13 protein-coding genes are annotated in these 14,728 nt (G+C 71.4%); 5 read left to right on the top strand and 8 right to left on the bottom strand.

The genetic code is table 11. From position 1 onward, the window contains the following. Positions 1 to 15: 15 nt before the first annotated feature. From ACWGJP_RS08135 to ACWGJP_RS08105, 7 genes are all read right to left on the bottom strand, one after another. Positions 16 to 1,128, bottom strand: a complete 1,113-nt coding sequence (locus tag ACWGJP_RS08135) for a glycerate kinase (RefSeq protein WP_452329251.1) — start codon at positions 1,126 to 1,128, stop codon at positions 16 to 18. Further along, a complete protein-coding gene (locus ACWGJP_RS08130; RefSeq protein ID WP_452329250.1) occupies positions 1,125 to 2,147 on the bottom strand; it encodes a LacI family DNA-binding transcriptional regulator in 1,023 nt (340 codons plus the stop codon). Before ACWGJP_RS08130 ends, ACWGJP_RS08135 begins: the two co-directional genes overlap by 4 nt. Then, positions 2,144 to 2,920 (bottom strand): sugar phosphate isomerase/epimerase family protein, encoded by a 777-nt coding sequence (locus ACWGJP_RS08125; RefSeq protein WP_452329249.1) that lies wholly within the window; start codon positions 2,918 to 2,920, stop codon positions 2,144 to 2,146. Before ACWGJP_RS08125 ends, ACWGJP_RS08130 begins: the two co-directional genes overlap by 4 nt. 70 nt (positions 2,921 to 2,990) lie before the next feature. Then, positions 2,991 to 3,899 (bottom strand): sugar phosphate isomerase/epimerase family protein, encoded by a 909-nt coding sequence (locus ACWGJP_RS08120; protein WP_452329248.1) that lies wholly within the window; start codon positions 3,897 to 3,899, stop codon positions 2,991 to 2,993. Then, positions 3,896 to 5,065, bottom strand: coding sequence for a dihydrodipicolinate synthase family protein (locus ACWGJP_RS08115; RefSeq protein ID WP_452329247.1), 1,170 nt, complete (start codon positions 5,063 to 5,065; stop codon positions 3,896 to 3,898). Before ACWGJP_RS08115 ends, ACWGJP_RS08120 begins: the two co-directional genes overlap by 4 nt. Continuing rightward, positions 5,065 to 6,225 carry a Gfo/Idh/MocA family protein gene (locus ACWGJP_RS08110; RefSeq protein WP_452329246.1) on the bottom strand — a complete coding sequence of 387 codons (1,161 nt, stop codon included), beginning with the start codon at positions 6,223 to 6,225 and terminating at the stop codon, positions 5,065 to 5,067. The genes ACWGJP_RS08115 and ACWGJP_RS08110 overlap by 1 nt, the downstream gene beginning before the upstream one ends. 150 nt (positions 6,226 to 6,375) lie before the next feature. Beyond that, positions 6,376 to 6,984: a TetR/AcrR family transcriptional regulator gene (locus ACWGJP_RS08105; protein WP_452329245.1), complete on the bottom strand. Its 609-nt coding sequence runs from the start codon at positions 6,982 to 6,984 to the stop codon at positions 6,376 to 6,378. A 64-nt stretch (positions 6,985 to 7,048) separates the two neighbouring features. On the opposite strand from ACWGJP_RS08105, the gene ACWGJP_RS08100 reads away from it, so the two are divergent. Both ACWGJP_RS08100 and ACWGJP_RS08095 read left to right on the top strand, forming a co-directional pair. Then, the gene (locus tag ACWGJP_RS08100; RefSeq protein WP_452329244.1) at positions 7,049 to 9,136 is read left to right on the top strand and encodes a beta-galactosidase; all 2,088 of its coding nucleotides are present in this window, start codon (positions 7,049 to 7,051) and stop codon (positions 9,134 to 9,136) included. Continuing rightward, a complete protein-coding gene (locus tag ACWGJP_RS08095; protein ID WP_452329243.1) occupies positions 9,133 to 10,119 on the top strand; it encodes a serine hydrolase domain-containing protein in 987 nt (328 codons plus the stop codon). The genes ACWGJP_RS08100 and ACWGJP_RS08095 overlap by 4 nt, the downstream gene beginning before the upstream one ends. Before the next feature lies 1 nt (position 10,120). On the opposite strand, the gene ACWGJP_RS08090 is transcribed toward ACWGJP_RS08095, so the two are convergent. Further along, on the bottom strand, positions 10,121 to 11,155 hold the full coding sequence (locus ACWGJP_RS08090; protein ID WP_452329242.1) for a LacI family DNA-binding transcriptional regulator: 1,035 nt from the start codon (positions 11,153 to 11,155) through the stop codon (positions 10,121 to 10,123). 109 nt (positions 11,156 to 11,264) lie between these two features. On the opposite strand from ACWGJP_RS08090, the gene galT reads away from it, so the two are divergent. From galT to galE, 3 genes are all read left to right on the top strand, one after another. Beyond that, the gene (galT, locus tag ACWGJP_RS08085; RefSeq protein WP_452329509.1) at positions 11,265 to 12,443 is read left to right on the top strand and encodes a galactose-1-phosphate uridylyltransferase; all 1,179 of its coding nucleotides are present in this window, start codon (positions 11,265 to 11,267) and stop codon (positions 12,441 to 12,443) included. Beyond that, entirely contained in the window at positions 12,440 to 13,624 is a 1,185-nt protein-coding gene (gene galK, locus ACWGJP_RS08080; protein WP_452329241.1) for a galactokinase, read from the top strand. The genes galT and galK overlap by 4 nt, the downstream gene beginning before the upstream one ends. A gap of 112 nt (positions 13,625 to 13,736) precedes the next feature. Continuing rightward, positions 13,737 to 14,714, top strand: coding sequence for a UDP-glucose 4-epimerase GalE (gene galE, locus ACWGJP_RS08075; RefSeq protein ID WP_452329240.1), 978 nt, complete (start codon positions 13,737 to 13,739; stop codon positions 14,712 to 14,714). The last annotated feature ends 14 nt before the right edge of the window (positions 14,715 to 14,728 follow it).

Raw genomic sequence — 14,728 nt, 5'->3', positions numbered from 1 at the left:
ACGGGCTCGGCGAGCTCAGCGGGCGGCGAGCTCGGCGCCCGCGACGCGCAGCCAGCGCGCCGCATCGGCCTGTGCGGCCTCGCCGGAGCCGGCGAGCTCGGTCAATGACGCCGTAGCCTCGAACGCCGTGGCATCTGCCTCCGCCGCGATGCGGCCGGCCACGAGCAGCGCTGCGGTTCCGGCATCCGCCGCGAGGCCCGCGACGAACGAGGGCACCTTCCCGGCCCCGGATTGACCGTCGAACGCCCCCTCCCCGGTGATGACGACGTCCGCATCAGCGACGGCGTCCGCGAGCCCGACGAGCTCGGCCACCGCTCCCGCACCCGGGGTGAGCGCGGCTCCCCAGGCGACGAGGGCCGCTCCGACGCCGCCTGCCGCCCCCGTGCCAGGCAGCTCGCGGTCGAGCTCGAGAAGGTCGGCGAGGCGTCCGAGGGCGGTGTCGACGGCTGCGATGTCCCTCGGCGCGGTCAGCCCCTTCTGCGGACCGAAGACCGCGGCGGCGCCCAGCTCCCCGCAGAGCGGATTCGTCACGTCCGTGAGCACGCGCACCTCAGGGGCGCCCCAGAGGCCGGCGAGGTCGACGGCCGCGATGTCGCACAGACCCGCCGCCCCCGAGGCGACCGGCGCGCCGTCGCGATCGAGGAAGCGCGCGCCGAGCGCGCTGAGCAGGCCCGTCCCGCCGTCCGTCGATGCGCTGGAGCCGATGCCGAGGATCAGACGCGACACCCCATGGTCGAGTGCGGCGGCGATCGCCTGCCCGAAACCCGTGGAGTCGGCATCCCATGGCCGCAGCTCATCGAGCAGCTCGATCCCGGAGGTGGATGCGAGATCCACGACGGCCGTGCCGTGCGGAGCATCCGGCGTCGGCGGCAGCAGCAGCCAGCTGCTCTCCACCGGCGCGCCCGCAGGGCCGTCCACGACGATCGCCATCGCCGTGGCGCCCGGCACGGCCGCAGCGAACGCCGCCACCGTGCCCTCGCCGCCGTCCGCCATCGGACGCAGCAGGACCTCGGCCTCCGGCTCGACCTCGCGCCAGCCGTCCGCCAGCGCGCGGGCCGCGTCCGCAGCCGTGATCGATCCCTTGAAGCTGTCGGGGGCGATGACCACGCGTCGTCCGCCGGCGCTCACGGGGTGCTCTCCCTGACGACGACCTCCAGCGGAAGCGCTCCCTGCACCCACTCCTCGTCGACCGTGGCGCGGAACGCCTGGTACCCCACATCGATGAGCGGCACGCGGACGGTCGTCAGCGCCGGGGACACGTCCACGCTCGCCGGGACGTCGTCGAAGCCGCAGACGGCGATGTCCGATCCCACCTCGCGGCCCGCCGCGCGGATGGCGGACATCGCACCGATCGCGACGACGTCGCTCATCGCGAAGACGAGCGTCCCCGGCTCCACCCCCTGCGCCAGTGCCTCGGTCATCCCCTGCACGCCGGACTCGCGCGCGAACCCGTGCCGGTGGATCCGCTCCACGGCACCGAATCCCTCGGCGAAGCCCGCGATGCGGTCGTCGGAAGTGCGGATGCCCTCTTCGGCGGCGAGCACGATCGCACGTCGGTAACCACGCTCGGCCATCGCAGCGCCCAGCATCCGCGCGCCCGCGACGTTGTCGATCTGCACCACCCGCTCACCGGCGATGCTCCCGCCGAACGTCACCGCACGACCGCCCAGGTCGGCGAAGGCGGCGAGCTCATCGCGGAGCGCCTCGTCTTCTCCCCCTCGGGATGCCGCGACGATGAGCCCCTGCGGACGCTGACCGCGCAGCGCCCTGATGAGCCGCAGCTCGCGTCCGGCGTCGCGCTCGGTCACCGCGATCGTCACGATGAGACCCTGTTCGTCGGCTCCCCGCGCCACACCGGAGGCGATCAGACCGAAGTACGGGTCGGCGATGTCCGCCACGAGCAGGGCGATCACCGAGGAGGTCCCCCGCACCGTCGCCTGGGCGAGGATGTTCGTCGTGTATCCGAGCTTGTCAGCCGCGGCGCGCACGCGCTCACGGTTCTCGCCCTTGACGTTGCGCGTCGACCCGTTCAGCGCTCTGGATGCCGTCGCCAGCGACACCCCCGCCTCGCGGGCCACGTCGTGCAGCGTGGGGGGCGCGCCGCGCCCTGGTCGTGGGGCGCCACCATGAGCCTCACCAGCAGTCATGATGCCGAGCCTAGTATCTGGAATGCGTATTCCCTGAAGGCCCGCAGCGAGGCGGCTTCCCGCCCGAGCAGCGCGGGGTCGTCATCCGGCACGAACTCCAGCAGCGCGTCGCGCGGCGGATGCGCGACGGATGCCGCGAACAGTCCCCGCCAGAGGTCGGCCCTGTCATCCAGCGCGAGGCGCTCGGTGCGCGGCCGCCAGGAGAACACGTGCACCGCGCTCACCCGATCGGCGAGCGCGAGGTACTCCCCGATCGCCACCTCCGCCGTCGCGCCGACGCTGGGCTGCCAGTAGGTGCTCAGCGCAGGGTGGTCGACCTCGTCGAGCAGGCTCCGCGTGGACGCCGGATCGTCCGCGAGCGTCCCGCCGTGGAACTCCAGCGCGAGTTGGATGCCGCGCTCGGCCGCCGCGATCGCCGCGTCGCGCAACCGGTCGGCCACAGCGGAGCGCTCGGCATCGGATGCCTGGGCAGAGCCCGTCGCCCCTGCCCAGACCCTGATCCGTTCCGCGCCGAGGGCGTCGGCGGCATCCAGCACGGGCTCGATGGCCTCGCGCGCTCCCGCGCGGAAGTAGGAGCCGTAGGAGGCGACGTCGAGACCGGCATCCGCGGTGAGCCCTGCCACCCGCGCGGCCGTGACGACATCGCCCGCCGGCACGTGCACATCGCCGCCCCACTCGATCGATTCCAGCCCCGCCTCGGCCGCGAGCGCCACCAGCTGCGGCGCGTCGAGGGCGCGGAACGTGATCGAGCAGAGTCCGATGCGGGGATGCACGGTTCGATTCTCCCGTTCAGGTCGCGATTCCGGTCGTGGTGCGCACAGGACGACCGGAATCGCGAGGCGGTCAGGCGAGGTGGGGCGCGACGGACGCCGAGAAGGCGGCCGAGGTGCGGCGGACGGCTTCGAGGGGGTCGGTCGCCCAGACGTCCTCGTTGAAGATCTCCACCTCGATGTCGCCGGTGTACCCGGCATCCACCACGGCCCTCGTGAGCGCGCCGAAATCGATCACGCCGTCTCCGGGGTAGTGGCGGCTGAGCAGCACGTCCGCCGCCAGCGGCGTCCTCCAGTCGCACACCTGGTAGGTCGCGATGCGTCCCTCGCGCCCGGCACGGGCGATCTGGTCGAGCACCTGCGGGTCCCAGAAGATGTGGAAGGTGTCCACCGTCGCTCCCACCGCGGCGGCGTCGAAGTCGGCCGCGATGTCCAGCGCCTGGCCGAGGGTGGAGACCACGCAGCGGTCGGTGGCGTACATCGGATGCAACGGCTCGATGGCCAGGGTGACACCGGCGGCTGCGGCATCGGGGACGAGCTCGCCGATCGCATCGCGCACGCGTTCACGTGCACCGGCGATGTCGCGCGAGCCCTCCGGAAGGCCCCCGGCGACGAGCACGAGGATCGAGGTCGACCCTGCGGCTCCCGCAGCGGCCAGCGTCGCCGTCTCCTCGATGGCGCGGCGGTTGTCGTCCAGCGCGGCGCTGCGCGCCGTGCCGTCCGGCAGGGTGAAGAACCCGCCGCGGCAGTGCGTCGTGAAACGGAGCCCCGAATCGTTCAACATCTGCGCGGCCGTGGCCAGACCCACCTCGTTCACCGGCTCGCGCCAGAGCCCGATGGCCTCCACACCGGCCTCGGCGGTGGCGCTGAGCGCATCGGCGAGGTTCGCGTACTTGATCGTGGCCTGGTTGATGGACAGGCGCGGATGCGGCTTCGTGTCGACCGGCCGGACGGACGATGCGGCGGACGGGGAGGCGCTCATGCGGAGACTCCGTTCAGCCGCAGCATCCCGTGCCAGCGCTCGAGGGCGAGCTCCGGCTGCTCGAGGGCGAGGGAGGCGTTGGCGAGCTCGACGATGCGACTCAGGTGCACAAGGCTGCGCGCAGAGTGCAGCCCGCCCACCATCTGGAACGCGGGCTGGTGACCGTTCAACCAGGCGAGGAATGCGACACCGGTCTTGTAGTAGAAGGTCGGGGCGGCGAACACCTGACGGCTGAGCTCCTCGGTCGGGCCGAGGATGCGCTGATAGCCGGCGGCGTCCCCGGCATCCAGCGCCTGGATGGCCGCGGAGGCGACCGGGGTGATCGCGGCGAAGGCTCCGAGCAGGGCGTCGGAATACGGACGCGTGCCGACGCCCGAGTCGCCGATGAGCCCGACGTAGTTGAAGTCGTCGCCGGTGAACATCCGCACGCCCTCGGGGAGGCGCGAGCGCACCGAGATCTCGCTCTCGGCGTTCAACAGGCTCATCTTCACGCCGGCGACCTTGTCCGGGTTCTCGGCGATGATGTCCAGCAGCACCTCGGAGGCGGTCTGCCAGTCCGAAGCGCCGAAGTACCCGGCCAGCTCGGGATCGAACGCCGTGCCCAGCCAGTGCAGCACCACCGGGACGGTCGCCGCCTGGAGCACCTCCCGATAGACGCGGCGGTAGTCGTCGGCCGACGAGGCCGCCCTCGCCAGATGACGCGAGGCCATCAGCACGGGGCCGGCGCCCTGTTCCTCGGTGAAGTGCAGCTGCAGCTTGTAGGCGTCGATCACCGCGTCGAGGTCGATCCACTGATCGAGCACGTGGTCCGTGTTGACGCCGACGACCACGGAGCCGCCCTCCTCGCGCGCCACCTCGGCGCTGCGGGAGATGAGCTCGCGGGTGGCCGCGGCATCCAGCCCCATGTTGCGCTGCGCCGTGTCCATCGCATCCGCCACGCCGAGCCCCCAGGAGTACACGTTGCGCCGGAAGGCGAGCGTGGAGTCCCAGTCGATGTCGGCGGGGCGGCCGGGGGTGTTGTCGCCCCAGACCACGGGGACGACGTGGGCGGCGGCATAGGCGACGCGGCTGCGCAGCGGGGATGCCGGACGGACGTAACCGCCCGAGTCGTTCAGCGCGGCATCCGACAGCGTGCCGTCGGCGGCGAGCAGGCGGAGCGCGGCCATCAGAGCGACAGCTTCTCGATCGCGACCTTGCGGCCCTCGGCGCTGGAGGCGAGCCCCGCCTCGGCGAACTGCACGCCGCGTGCTCCGGCGAGGAGATCGAAGGCATAGTCGGTGCCGAGCACGTACGACTCCAGGTACTCCTCCCACTGCTGGCGGAAGCCGTTCAGGAACACGTCGTTGGTGGGGACCTGCTGCCAATCGGCGTCGTAGTCGTGGCTGTCCTCCAGGTCGGGGTTCCACACCGGCTTCGGAGTCGCGTTGCGCGGCTGGATCTTCGCGCCGAAGAGCCCGACGACGGCGGAGCCGTGCGTGCCGTCGACCTGGAACTCCACGAGCTCGTCACGGTTGACCCGGACCGTCCAGGAGGAGTTGATCTCGGCGATGATGCCGCCGTCGAGCTCGAAGATGCCGTAGGCGGCATCCTCGGCGGTCGCGGTGTAGTGCTCGCCCTTCTCGTCCCAGCGGTCGGCGATGTGCACGGCGGCCTGGGCGTAGACGCTCTTGACGTCGCCGAAGAGGTTCTCCAGCACGTAGTTCCAGTGCGGGAACATGTCGCTGATGATGCCGCCGCCATCCTCGGTGCGGTAGTTCCAGCTGGGGCGCTGCGCCGGCTGCCAGTCACCTTCGAAGACCCAATAGCCGAACTCGCCGCGGACGGAGAGGATGCGGCCGAAGAAGCCGGAGTCGATGAGGCGCTTGAGCTTCTGCAGGCCCGGCAGGTACAGCTTGTCGTGCACGACGCCGGTCTTGACGCCGGCATCCTTCGCGAGACGGGCGAGCTCGAGCGCTTCCTCGAGCGACTCGGCGGTCGGCTTCTCGGTGTAGATCGCCTTGCCGGCGGCGATGGCCTTGCGGATCGCGGTGGCGCGGGCCTTGGTGACGAGGAAGTCGGCGTAGATCTCCCACTGCGGGTCGGCGAGGGCCGCGTCGAGATCCGTGGTGTAGTCCTCGATGCCGTGCAGGGCCGCGAGCTCGGCGAGCTTCTGCGCGCTGCGCCCGACGAGGATCGGCTTCACGGTCACGCGGGTTCCGTCGGAGAGCTCGATGCCGCCCTGGTCGCGGATCGCGAGGATCGAGCGCACGAGGTGCTGACGGTAGCCCATGCGCCCGGAGACGCCGTTCATGATGATCCCGATCTCGCGGGTTGTCGACTGTGACATTGCTGATCCGTTCTGTGGGGATGGCCGAGGCAACAAGCGGTAAACGCTTTCCTGCGTACCAAGAACTCTGGCATGGGAATGCGTTTTCCGCAACCCTGCACCTGAGCTCACAGCGTGCAGCACCGGGCTCGCGCCAGAGAGGGCCGCGCGTCAGTCCGCAGAGGAGGGGAGCAGCAGCTCTTCCATCAGGACGCGCATGGCGGCGACGGGATCCGTGCCGTCGGCCAGCCAGCGGATCTGGATGCCCTCCCACCCGCTGAGCACCAGCGCGGCCAGCTGGGCGGCCGGGCGCTCTGACCGGATGCGCCCGATGGCCCGATCGTGCTCGATGAGCGCGGCGTACGAGACCGTGACGGTCGCATACCGACCGACCAGCCAGGCATGCGCCTCATGTTCCGGATACGTCGCCTCCGCGGCGACGATCGAGAACATCCGCACGAGCTCGCGCCTGGCGAGATTGCGTTCCACGATGCCGAGCACCATGGGGATGAACCCGTCACGCCGCGAGCGCTCCTCGGCATCCGGATCGGAGCGGTCCTCCTGCTCGAGGACCGCCTCCAGCAGAGCGGCCTTGGTCGGGAAATGATGCATGACCGTGGTGAGGCCGAGGTCGAGCGCCTTCGCGATCTGCCTCAGCGATCCGCCGCGATAGCCGTGCGCGCTGAACACCGCCGTGGCGGAGGCGATGATCTCCGCACGGCGCGAGGCCGTCTTGGCATAGGGGCCTCGTCGCACGGGCGCCGTTCCGGCTTCGGACATGCCTCACAGCGTACCCTCGACGAAAAACGTGCACATGCTCGGATTCTGCTCTACAGTATCGATCGTGACGACGACGAAGACGAACAGGCGCTGGGTGCTCAACGGATCCCTGGGCGGAGGCCAGCTGCGCTACGGCGCCGACTACAACCCCGAGCAGTGGCCGAAGGCCGTCTGGCGCGATGACGTGCGTCTGATGCGGGAGGCGGGTGTGAACATCGTCTCCCTCGGCATCTTCTCCTGGGCGCATCTCGAACCCCGCCCCGGCGAATGGGACTTCGCGTGGATGGACGAGATCATGGACCTCCTCCACGACAACGGCATCGACGTCGACCTCGCCACCGCGACCGCTTCCCCGCCGCCATGGCTGACGACCCTGCATCCCGAAGTGCTCCCGCAGACCGTCGACGGCACGGTCCTGTCCCCCGGCGGCCGCCAGCACTGGCGCCCCACCTCGCCGGTGTTCCGCGAGCACGCCCTGCGCCTGACCCGCGCGATCGCCGAGCGCTACGCCGAGCATCCTGCACTGGTGGCGTGGCACATCTCCAACGAGCTGGGCTGCCACAACCTCTACGACTTCTCCGACGATGCGGCGCGCGCGTTCCGCCTCTGGCTGCAGGAGCGCTATCGCTCGATCGACGCGCTCAACGACGCCTGGGGCACCGCGTTCTGGTCGCAGCGCTACGGCGACTGGGAGGAGATCCTCCCGCCGCGCGTCGCCGCCGCGCAGCGCAACCCCGGCCAGCAGCTCGACTTCGAGCGCTTCAGCTCGGATGCCGCCCGCGACCACCTCCGCGCCGAGGCCGCTCTGCTCGCCGAGGTGACCCCCGGGGTGCCGCGCACGACGAACTTCATGGTCGCCAGCAACGTGCGCGACATCGACTACGTGAGCTGGGCAGGGGACGTCGACTTCGTGTCCAACGACCACTACCTGCTCGGCGGCGAGATCGGTCGCGACGACCTCTCGTTCTGGGCCAGCCTGACCGGGAGCATCGCGGACGGCGAGCCGTGGTTCCTCATGGAGCACGCCACCAGTGCGGTGAACTGGCGCGAGGTGAATCCCCCCAAGCGCACCGGCGAGCTCGTGCGCGACGCGCTGACCCATGTCGCCCACGGTGCGGACGCGATCTGCTACTTCCAGTGGCGGCAGTCCCGCGCCGGTGGCGAGCGCTACCACTCGGCCATGCTCCCGCACGCGGGCGAGCACAGCCGCGTGTTCCGCGACGTCGTCTCGCTGGGCGCACAGCTGAAGGATCTCGCCCCGGTCACGGGCTCGCACCGTGAGCGCGCCGAGGTCGCCGTGCTCTTCGACTACGAATCGTGGTGGGTGAGCGGGCGCGACTCGCACCCGAGCGATCGCCTCCGCTACGAGGTCGAGGCGCGCGAGTGGTTCCGGGCGCTGCTGGATCTCGGCATCCGGGCCGACGTCGTCCCCGCGACGAGCGATCTGCACGGCTACCGCGTCGTCATCGCCCCCATGCTGCACGTGATGTCCGCCGCGCTGCGCGACCGCCTCGTGCAGACCGTCGAGGCCGGCGCGCAGCTGATCACGACGTACTTCTCCGGCACGGTCGACGAGCACGACCGGGTCTGGCTCGGCGGATACCCCGGTGCGATGCGCGAGCTGCTCGGGATCACGGTCGAGGAGTTCGCTCCGTTGCTGCCGGATGCTCCGGTGCGGCTCTCCTCCGGCGCCACGGCGCAGGTGTGGAGCGAGTGGATCTCCCGCACGGAGGACGACGTCGAGGTCATCGACCGCTACGCGGACGGCGATCTGGCCGGCTCTCCCGCGGTGACGCGGCGGGCGGTGGGTGAGGGCAGTGCCGTCTACGTCTCGGCCGACCTCGGCCGAGAGGGCATCCGGGATCTCCTGGGGCGGCTGGATGCCGATGTGCTGGCCGATCCACTCGCGGCGGACGGCCGCGTGGAGGTCATCGTGCGCCGCAGCGCCGAGGAGCGCTTCGTCTTCCTGGCCAACCGCACGGACGAGACCGTGGAGGTGTCGGCGGCAGGACGCGCACTGGGCGCGACCGAGCGCACCGGCGACGGCACGGTCCGGATCGGTCCGCGCTCGGTCGCCGTGCTCGCCGAGCCTCTCGCACAGCGAGACGACACGCGCTCGGAATCCGCAGCGCTAATGGGCGCTGAGGCATGAGCAGCTACCCGGCGGCCTTCGACAGGGTCCGCACGCACGTCGACACGGGAGCGCTGCCGTCCGCCGTGCTCGGCATCGCCACGGCATCCGGCGTCGTCGCACTCGACGCCTTCGGATCGACCGGCGCTCGCGCAGCCCGCGCGGACGACCGCTACCGGCTGTTCTCGGTGACCAAACCGCTGCTGGGCATCACGGCGGCCAGGGCGGTGGAGCGGGGACTGCTCACCGTCAAGACACCGCTGAGCGCGGCCGTGGAGGGGTTCGGCGCCCGCCGCGACGACGTCGTGACGCTCGGCCACCTCGTCTCGCACACCTCCGGCATCACCGAGCCGCCGCTGGACACCTCCGTGCCGCTGCGCGATGAGCTGCTCGCCCGCGGAAGGGATTTCGCGGCCGGATCCGCGTCGCGCTACTCCACGCTCGCCTTCGAGGGGATCGCCGCGCTCGTCGAGCACGTGGGCGAGGGCGCCTGGGATGCCCAGCTCGCGCGGTGGGCATCGACGATCGGCGCCGATGGGCTCGCTCTCGACGCGGACGATGCCCACGACGTGGTCGGCACGGCGGACGCCGGGCTCGACATGGACGCCTTCCTGCGGCGGCGGCATCCGGGAGCGGGGCTCTCGGGTCGCGCGGAGGATCTGCTCGCGATCGGCACGGAGCTGCTGCGCATCCATGCGGGAAAGGCCGACGGCATCCTGGCCCCCTCGACGCTGGCGATGACCATGCGGCCACTGACCGGAGACATCCCTCGCCTCGAGCCCTATCCGTCGGAGCGCGGTCAGGACTGGGGCTTCACGTGGAATCTCAAGACCAGGGCGCCCGGCCTCATCGACCGCGACGTCTACGGGCACAGCGGCTGGTCCGGCTGCGAGTTCTGGGTGCATCCCGGGGCAGGCGTCTGCTGGGTGCTGCTGACGAACGCGGCGAGCAGGCCAGGAGTCGATGGGGATGAGATCGACAACGTGGTGATCTCGGGGCGCTGATTCAGCCTTCGCGGGTCGCGCCGGCGCGGCCTGCGCTCGCGCGTTCGACGAGAACCGCCGGCACGACGTCGGATGCCGCGGGCGCGTCGCCCTCGATGTCCGCGACGAGCTCGGCGACGGCGCGCTGCGCGAGCATGGTGAAATCCTGCCGGATGGTCGTCAGCGGCGGGCGGTAGTCGGCGGCATCCGGCACGTCGTCGAAGCCGATCACGCTGACGTCCTCTGGCACGCGTCGCCCTGCGTCCCCGAGACCGCGGAGGAGCCCCAGCGCCATCTGGTCGTTGGCGCAGAACACGGCGGATGCCTCGGCGAGCGCCGCAGCGGCCGCATGCCCGGACGCCGCCGACCAGTCGCCGCGGACGACGAGCGGAGGGCGGATGCCGGCATCGGCGAGCGTCGCCCGCCAGCCGCGCTCGCGCTCCGCCGCGGCGAAGGAGTCTGCGGGTCCGGCGAGGTGGTGGACCGTGCGATGACCGAGAGACAGCAGGTGAGCGGTCGCCGTGCGCGCCCCGCCGGCGTGATCGCTGTGCACGGAGCGCAGACCAAGGCCGTCCGGCGCGTCGACGACGACGAGCCGGAGGCCTGTCGGCCGAGGCGACTCCGGCACGAGCGCCGAGGCCTCGTTCAGCACGAGCGCGCCGTCGACGCCCTGATCGAGAAGGCGGTCGAAGGCCATGGTCACACCGGCCCGCCCTGCGGCGGTGACGACGGTGAGGGCGTAGCCGCGCTCCTCGGCCGCTTCGGCCGTGGCCTGCAGCATCCGGGAGTTGCCGACGGTCGCGAGCGTGGTGGCGACGAGGCCGAGGGTCTGAGTACGGCCGGTACGCAGCGCGCGAGCGGCCGGATGCGGGCGGTACCCCAGCTCGGCCATCGCGCGCTCCACGCGCGCCCTCGTCCCTGGGTCGACGCGCGGGCTGTCGTTGGCGACGCGCGAGACGGTCTGTCCGGAGACGCCCGCGCGGGCCGCGACCTGGGCCATGGAGACCCGTCCGGAGGGCACGCGGCGATGATCGTCGGGCTCCTGCGACTGGCTCATGGCTTCCTCCTCCCCGGCATCCGGCATCCGGCATCCGGCATCCGGCATCCGGCATCCGGCATCCGTGTTGACGTTACCATCCGCGAGGAGCTAACGTGTTTACGTGAACATGCATGACGCGGAATCCCTCACGACGACCACCCTGGGCGCCGGCGTCGTCAAGCGCGCCACCCGTCTCGCCGACGGTCGCGAGCTCTTCTACTACGACGACCCCGGCACGTCGCTCGGCGCCGAGCGCGCCGTCGACGCGCGCACCCTCGACCCCCGCCCCGAGACCGCGACCATGCGCATGGACGTGCTCACGGGCGACTGGATCACGGTCGCCGCTAACCGCCAGAACCGCGTGATGATGCCCTCGGCCGATGCCGACCCGCTCGCGCCGCAGACCCCGACGAACCCCTCCGAGGTGCCGTCGCGCTACGACGTGGCCGTCTTCGAGAACCGATCGCCGGCGTTCGGCCCCGCCTTGCCGGATGGGTTCGGCGGTGTGCCGGCCGCGTCGAACCCGCCGCGCGGGCTCGACGACCTCGCCGCGCTCGGCCTGGAGCGCACCCGCACCTCGGTCGGCCGCTGCGAGGTCGTCTGCTTCAGCCCCGAGCACACCGGGTCCTTCGGCAGTCAGAGCGTCACGCGCGCCCGCACCGTCATCGAGGCATGGGCCGACCGCACCGCGGCGCTCTCGCAGATCCCTGGCATCGAGCAGGTGTTCCCCTTCGAGAACCGCGGAGAGGCGATCGGCGTCACCCTGCCGCACCCGCACGGACAGATCTACGCCTACCCCTATGTGACGCCGCGCACGACGCGCGTGCTCGACAGCATCGACCGCACGGCGCCCGACCTCTTCGCCCGCATCCTGGAGAGCGAGCAGGGCTCCGAGCGGGTCGTGCTGCAGGGCGAGCACTGGACCGCGTTCGTGCCCTTCGCCGCGCGCTGGCCGCTCGAGGTTCATGTCATGCCGCACCGGCACGTCGCCGACCTCTCCGAGACCTCGGCCGCCGAGCGCGACGAGCTGGCGCCGCTGTACCTGAAGCTGCTGCGGGGCGTCGATGCCCTCTACGACACGCCTACCCCGTACATCGCGGCGTGGCACCAGGCGCCGGTCAACGTCGGCCGCGACAGCGTGCGGCTGCACCTGCAGCTGACCAGCCCCCGCCGCGCGGCGGACAAGCTGAAGTTCCTCGCCGGTTCGGAGTCCGCCATGTGGGCCTGGGCGGCGGAGGTCACCCCCGAGAACGGCGCGTCGCGACTGCGCGACGCCATCGCCAGAGCAGAAGAGGCATCCGCATGACCGACACAGCGACCCAGAATGCCGCACGGGCCCTGTTCACCGAGCTCACCGGCCACGCCCCGCAGGGGCTGTGGTCGGCACCGGGGCGTGTGAACCTCATCGGAGAGCACACCGACTACAACGAAGGCTTCGTGCTGCCCTTCGCGATCGGGCACCGCACGGTGGCGGCGGTCGGGCTGCGCGACGACCGCCGCATCCGCGTGGCATCGACCTTCGACCCGACCCCGGTCGAGGTCGGGCTCGATGACCTCGACGGTCTCTTCCCCACCGCATCCGGCGCGGCCCCCGCCGTCGCGGAATGGGCCGCGTACCCGCTGGGCGTCGCCTGGGCGCTGCAGCAGGCGGGTGTCGCAGGAGCCGGCGTCGACATCGCGATCGCCTCCGACGTCCCGGTCGGGGCAGGGCTCTCCTCCTCGGCCGCGATCGAGGGGGCGACGGCCTCCGCCCTCGATGAGCTGTGGGGCGGGCGCCTCGACAAGGTCGCGCTGGCGCGCATCGGCCGCAAGGCCGAGAACGAGGCGGTCGGCGCACCCACCGGGATCATGGATCAGATGGCGTCCATGATCGGCGGCGTCGACACCGCGATCTTCCTGGACTGCCGCTCGCTCGAGGCGACCCAGGTCCCGCTCGCCGTGGCAGAGGCGGGCCTCGCGATCCTCGTGATGGACACCCGTGTCAAGCACGCGCACTCCACCGGCGGCTACGGCGAGCGCCGCGCCGCCTGCGAGCGGGGCGCATCGATCATGGGGGCGGCATCGTTGCGCGACGTGTCCGTCGCCGACCTCCCCCGGGCCGAGGAGCTCATGGACGATGTGACCTTCCGCCGCGTGCGGCACGTCGTCACCGAGAACCAGCGGGTGCTCGACACGGTCGAGGTGCTGCGCGCCGAGGGTCCGCGCGCGATCGGCGATCTGCTGCTCGCCTCGCACGCCTCCATGCGCGACGACTTCGAGATCTCCGTGCCCGAGCTGGACACGGCGGTCGAGGCGGCCATGGCCGCGGGCGCGATCGGCGCGCGGATGACCGGCGGAGGCTTCGGCGGGGCGGCCATCGCCCTGATCGAGGAAGCTGCGGTCGATCAGATCTCGGATGCCCTGCGCGCCGCGTTCGACGCATCCGGCTTCGCCGCACCGCACATCTTCACGGTCACGCCGTCACTCGGCGCGCACCGCGACGCCTGATCGAACCTGCAACACCACGCCGAGCACGCGTCGAGTCGCGTATGGCTCGGCGTGGTGTTGCAGGTTCGGGGAGAATGAAACGACGCCGCCATCCGCGGCAGGAGAGGAACGCATGTCCTGGATCGTCACCGGCGGCGCCGGCTACATCGGAGCGCACGTCGTGCGCGCACTCTCGGCCGCTGGTCTCAGCCCGGTCGTGCTGGACGACGTGTCGAGCGGGCAGACGTCCTTCATCCCCGACGGCGTGCCCTTCGTGAAGGGCTCCATCCTCGACCGCGCCCTCGTCGAGAGCACGTTGCGGGAGCACGCCGCGAAGGGTGTCATCCACGTCGCAGGGTTCAAGTACGCCGGCGTCTCGGTGAAGCGCCCGCTGCACACCTATGCGCAGAACGTCGAGGGCACCCGCGTCGTGCTCGAGGCCATGGCGGCGACCGGCGTGCAGAACATCGTCTTCTCCTCCTCCGCGGCCGTCTTCGGCACGCCGGACACGGCGCTCGTCGTCGAGGACACCGCGAAGCGACCGGCCAGCCCGTACGGCGAGTCGAAGCTCATCGGCGAGTGGCTGCTGCGTGATCAGGCCGTCGCGACCGCCGACTCCGACGCTCCGCTGCGGCACACCTCGCTGCGCTACTTCAACGTCGTCGGCTCGGCCGACCCCGCCGTCTACGACGTGAGCCCGCACAACCTCTTCCCGATCGTGTTCGAGGCGCTGCTCGCCGGGAAGACCCCGAAGATCTTCGGCGACGACTACGACACCCCGGACGGCACGAACGTGCGCGACTACGTCCACGTCGGCGACATCGCGGCGGCCCACGTCGCCGCGGCGCAGCGGATGGCCACCGGCGAGCCAGTCGAGCCCGCGTACAACCTCGGCTCCGGCGACGGCCTGAGCGTGAAGCAGATCATGGATGCCGTCGCGCGCGTCACCGGCATCGACTTCACCCCGGAGATCGGCCCCCGCCGTCCCGGCGATCCCGATCGGATCGTCGCGACCGGCGAGCTCGCCGCGCGGGATCTCGACTGGAAGATGCGCTACAGCGTCGATGAGATGGTGCGCTCCGGCTGGGAGGCCCGCCGCAACGCGGGCTGACCGGCACGAGCGCG

The sequence above is a fragment of the Microbacterium sp. NPDC055903 genome, from assembly GCF_053615555.1.
This window is presented reverse-complemented; position numbering and strand designations above follow the sequence as displayed.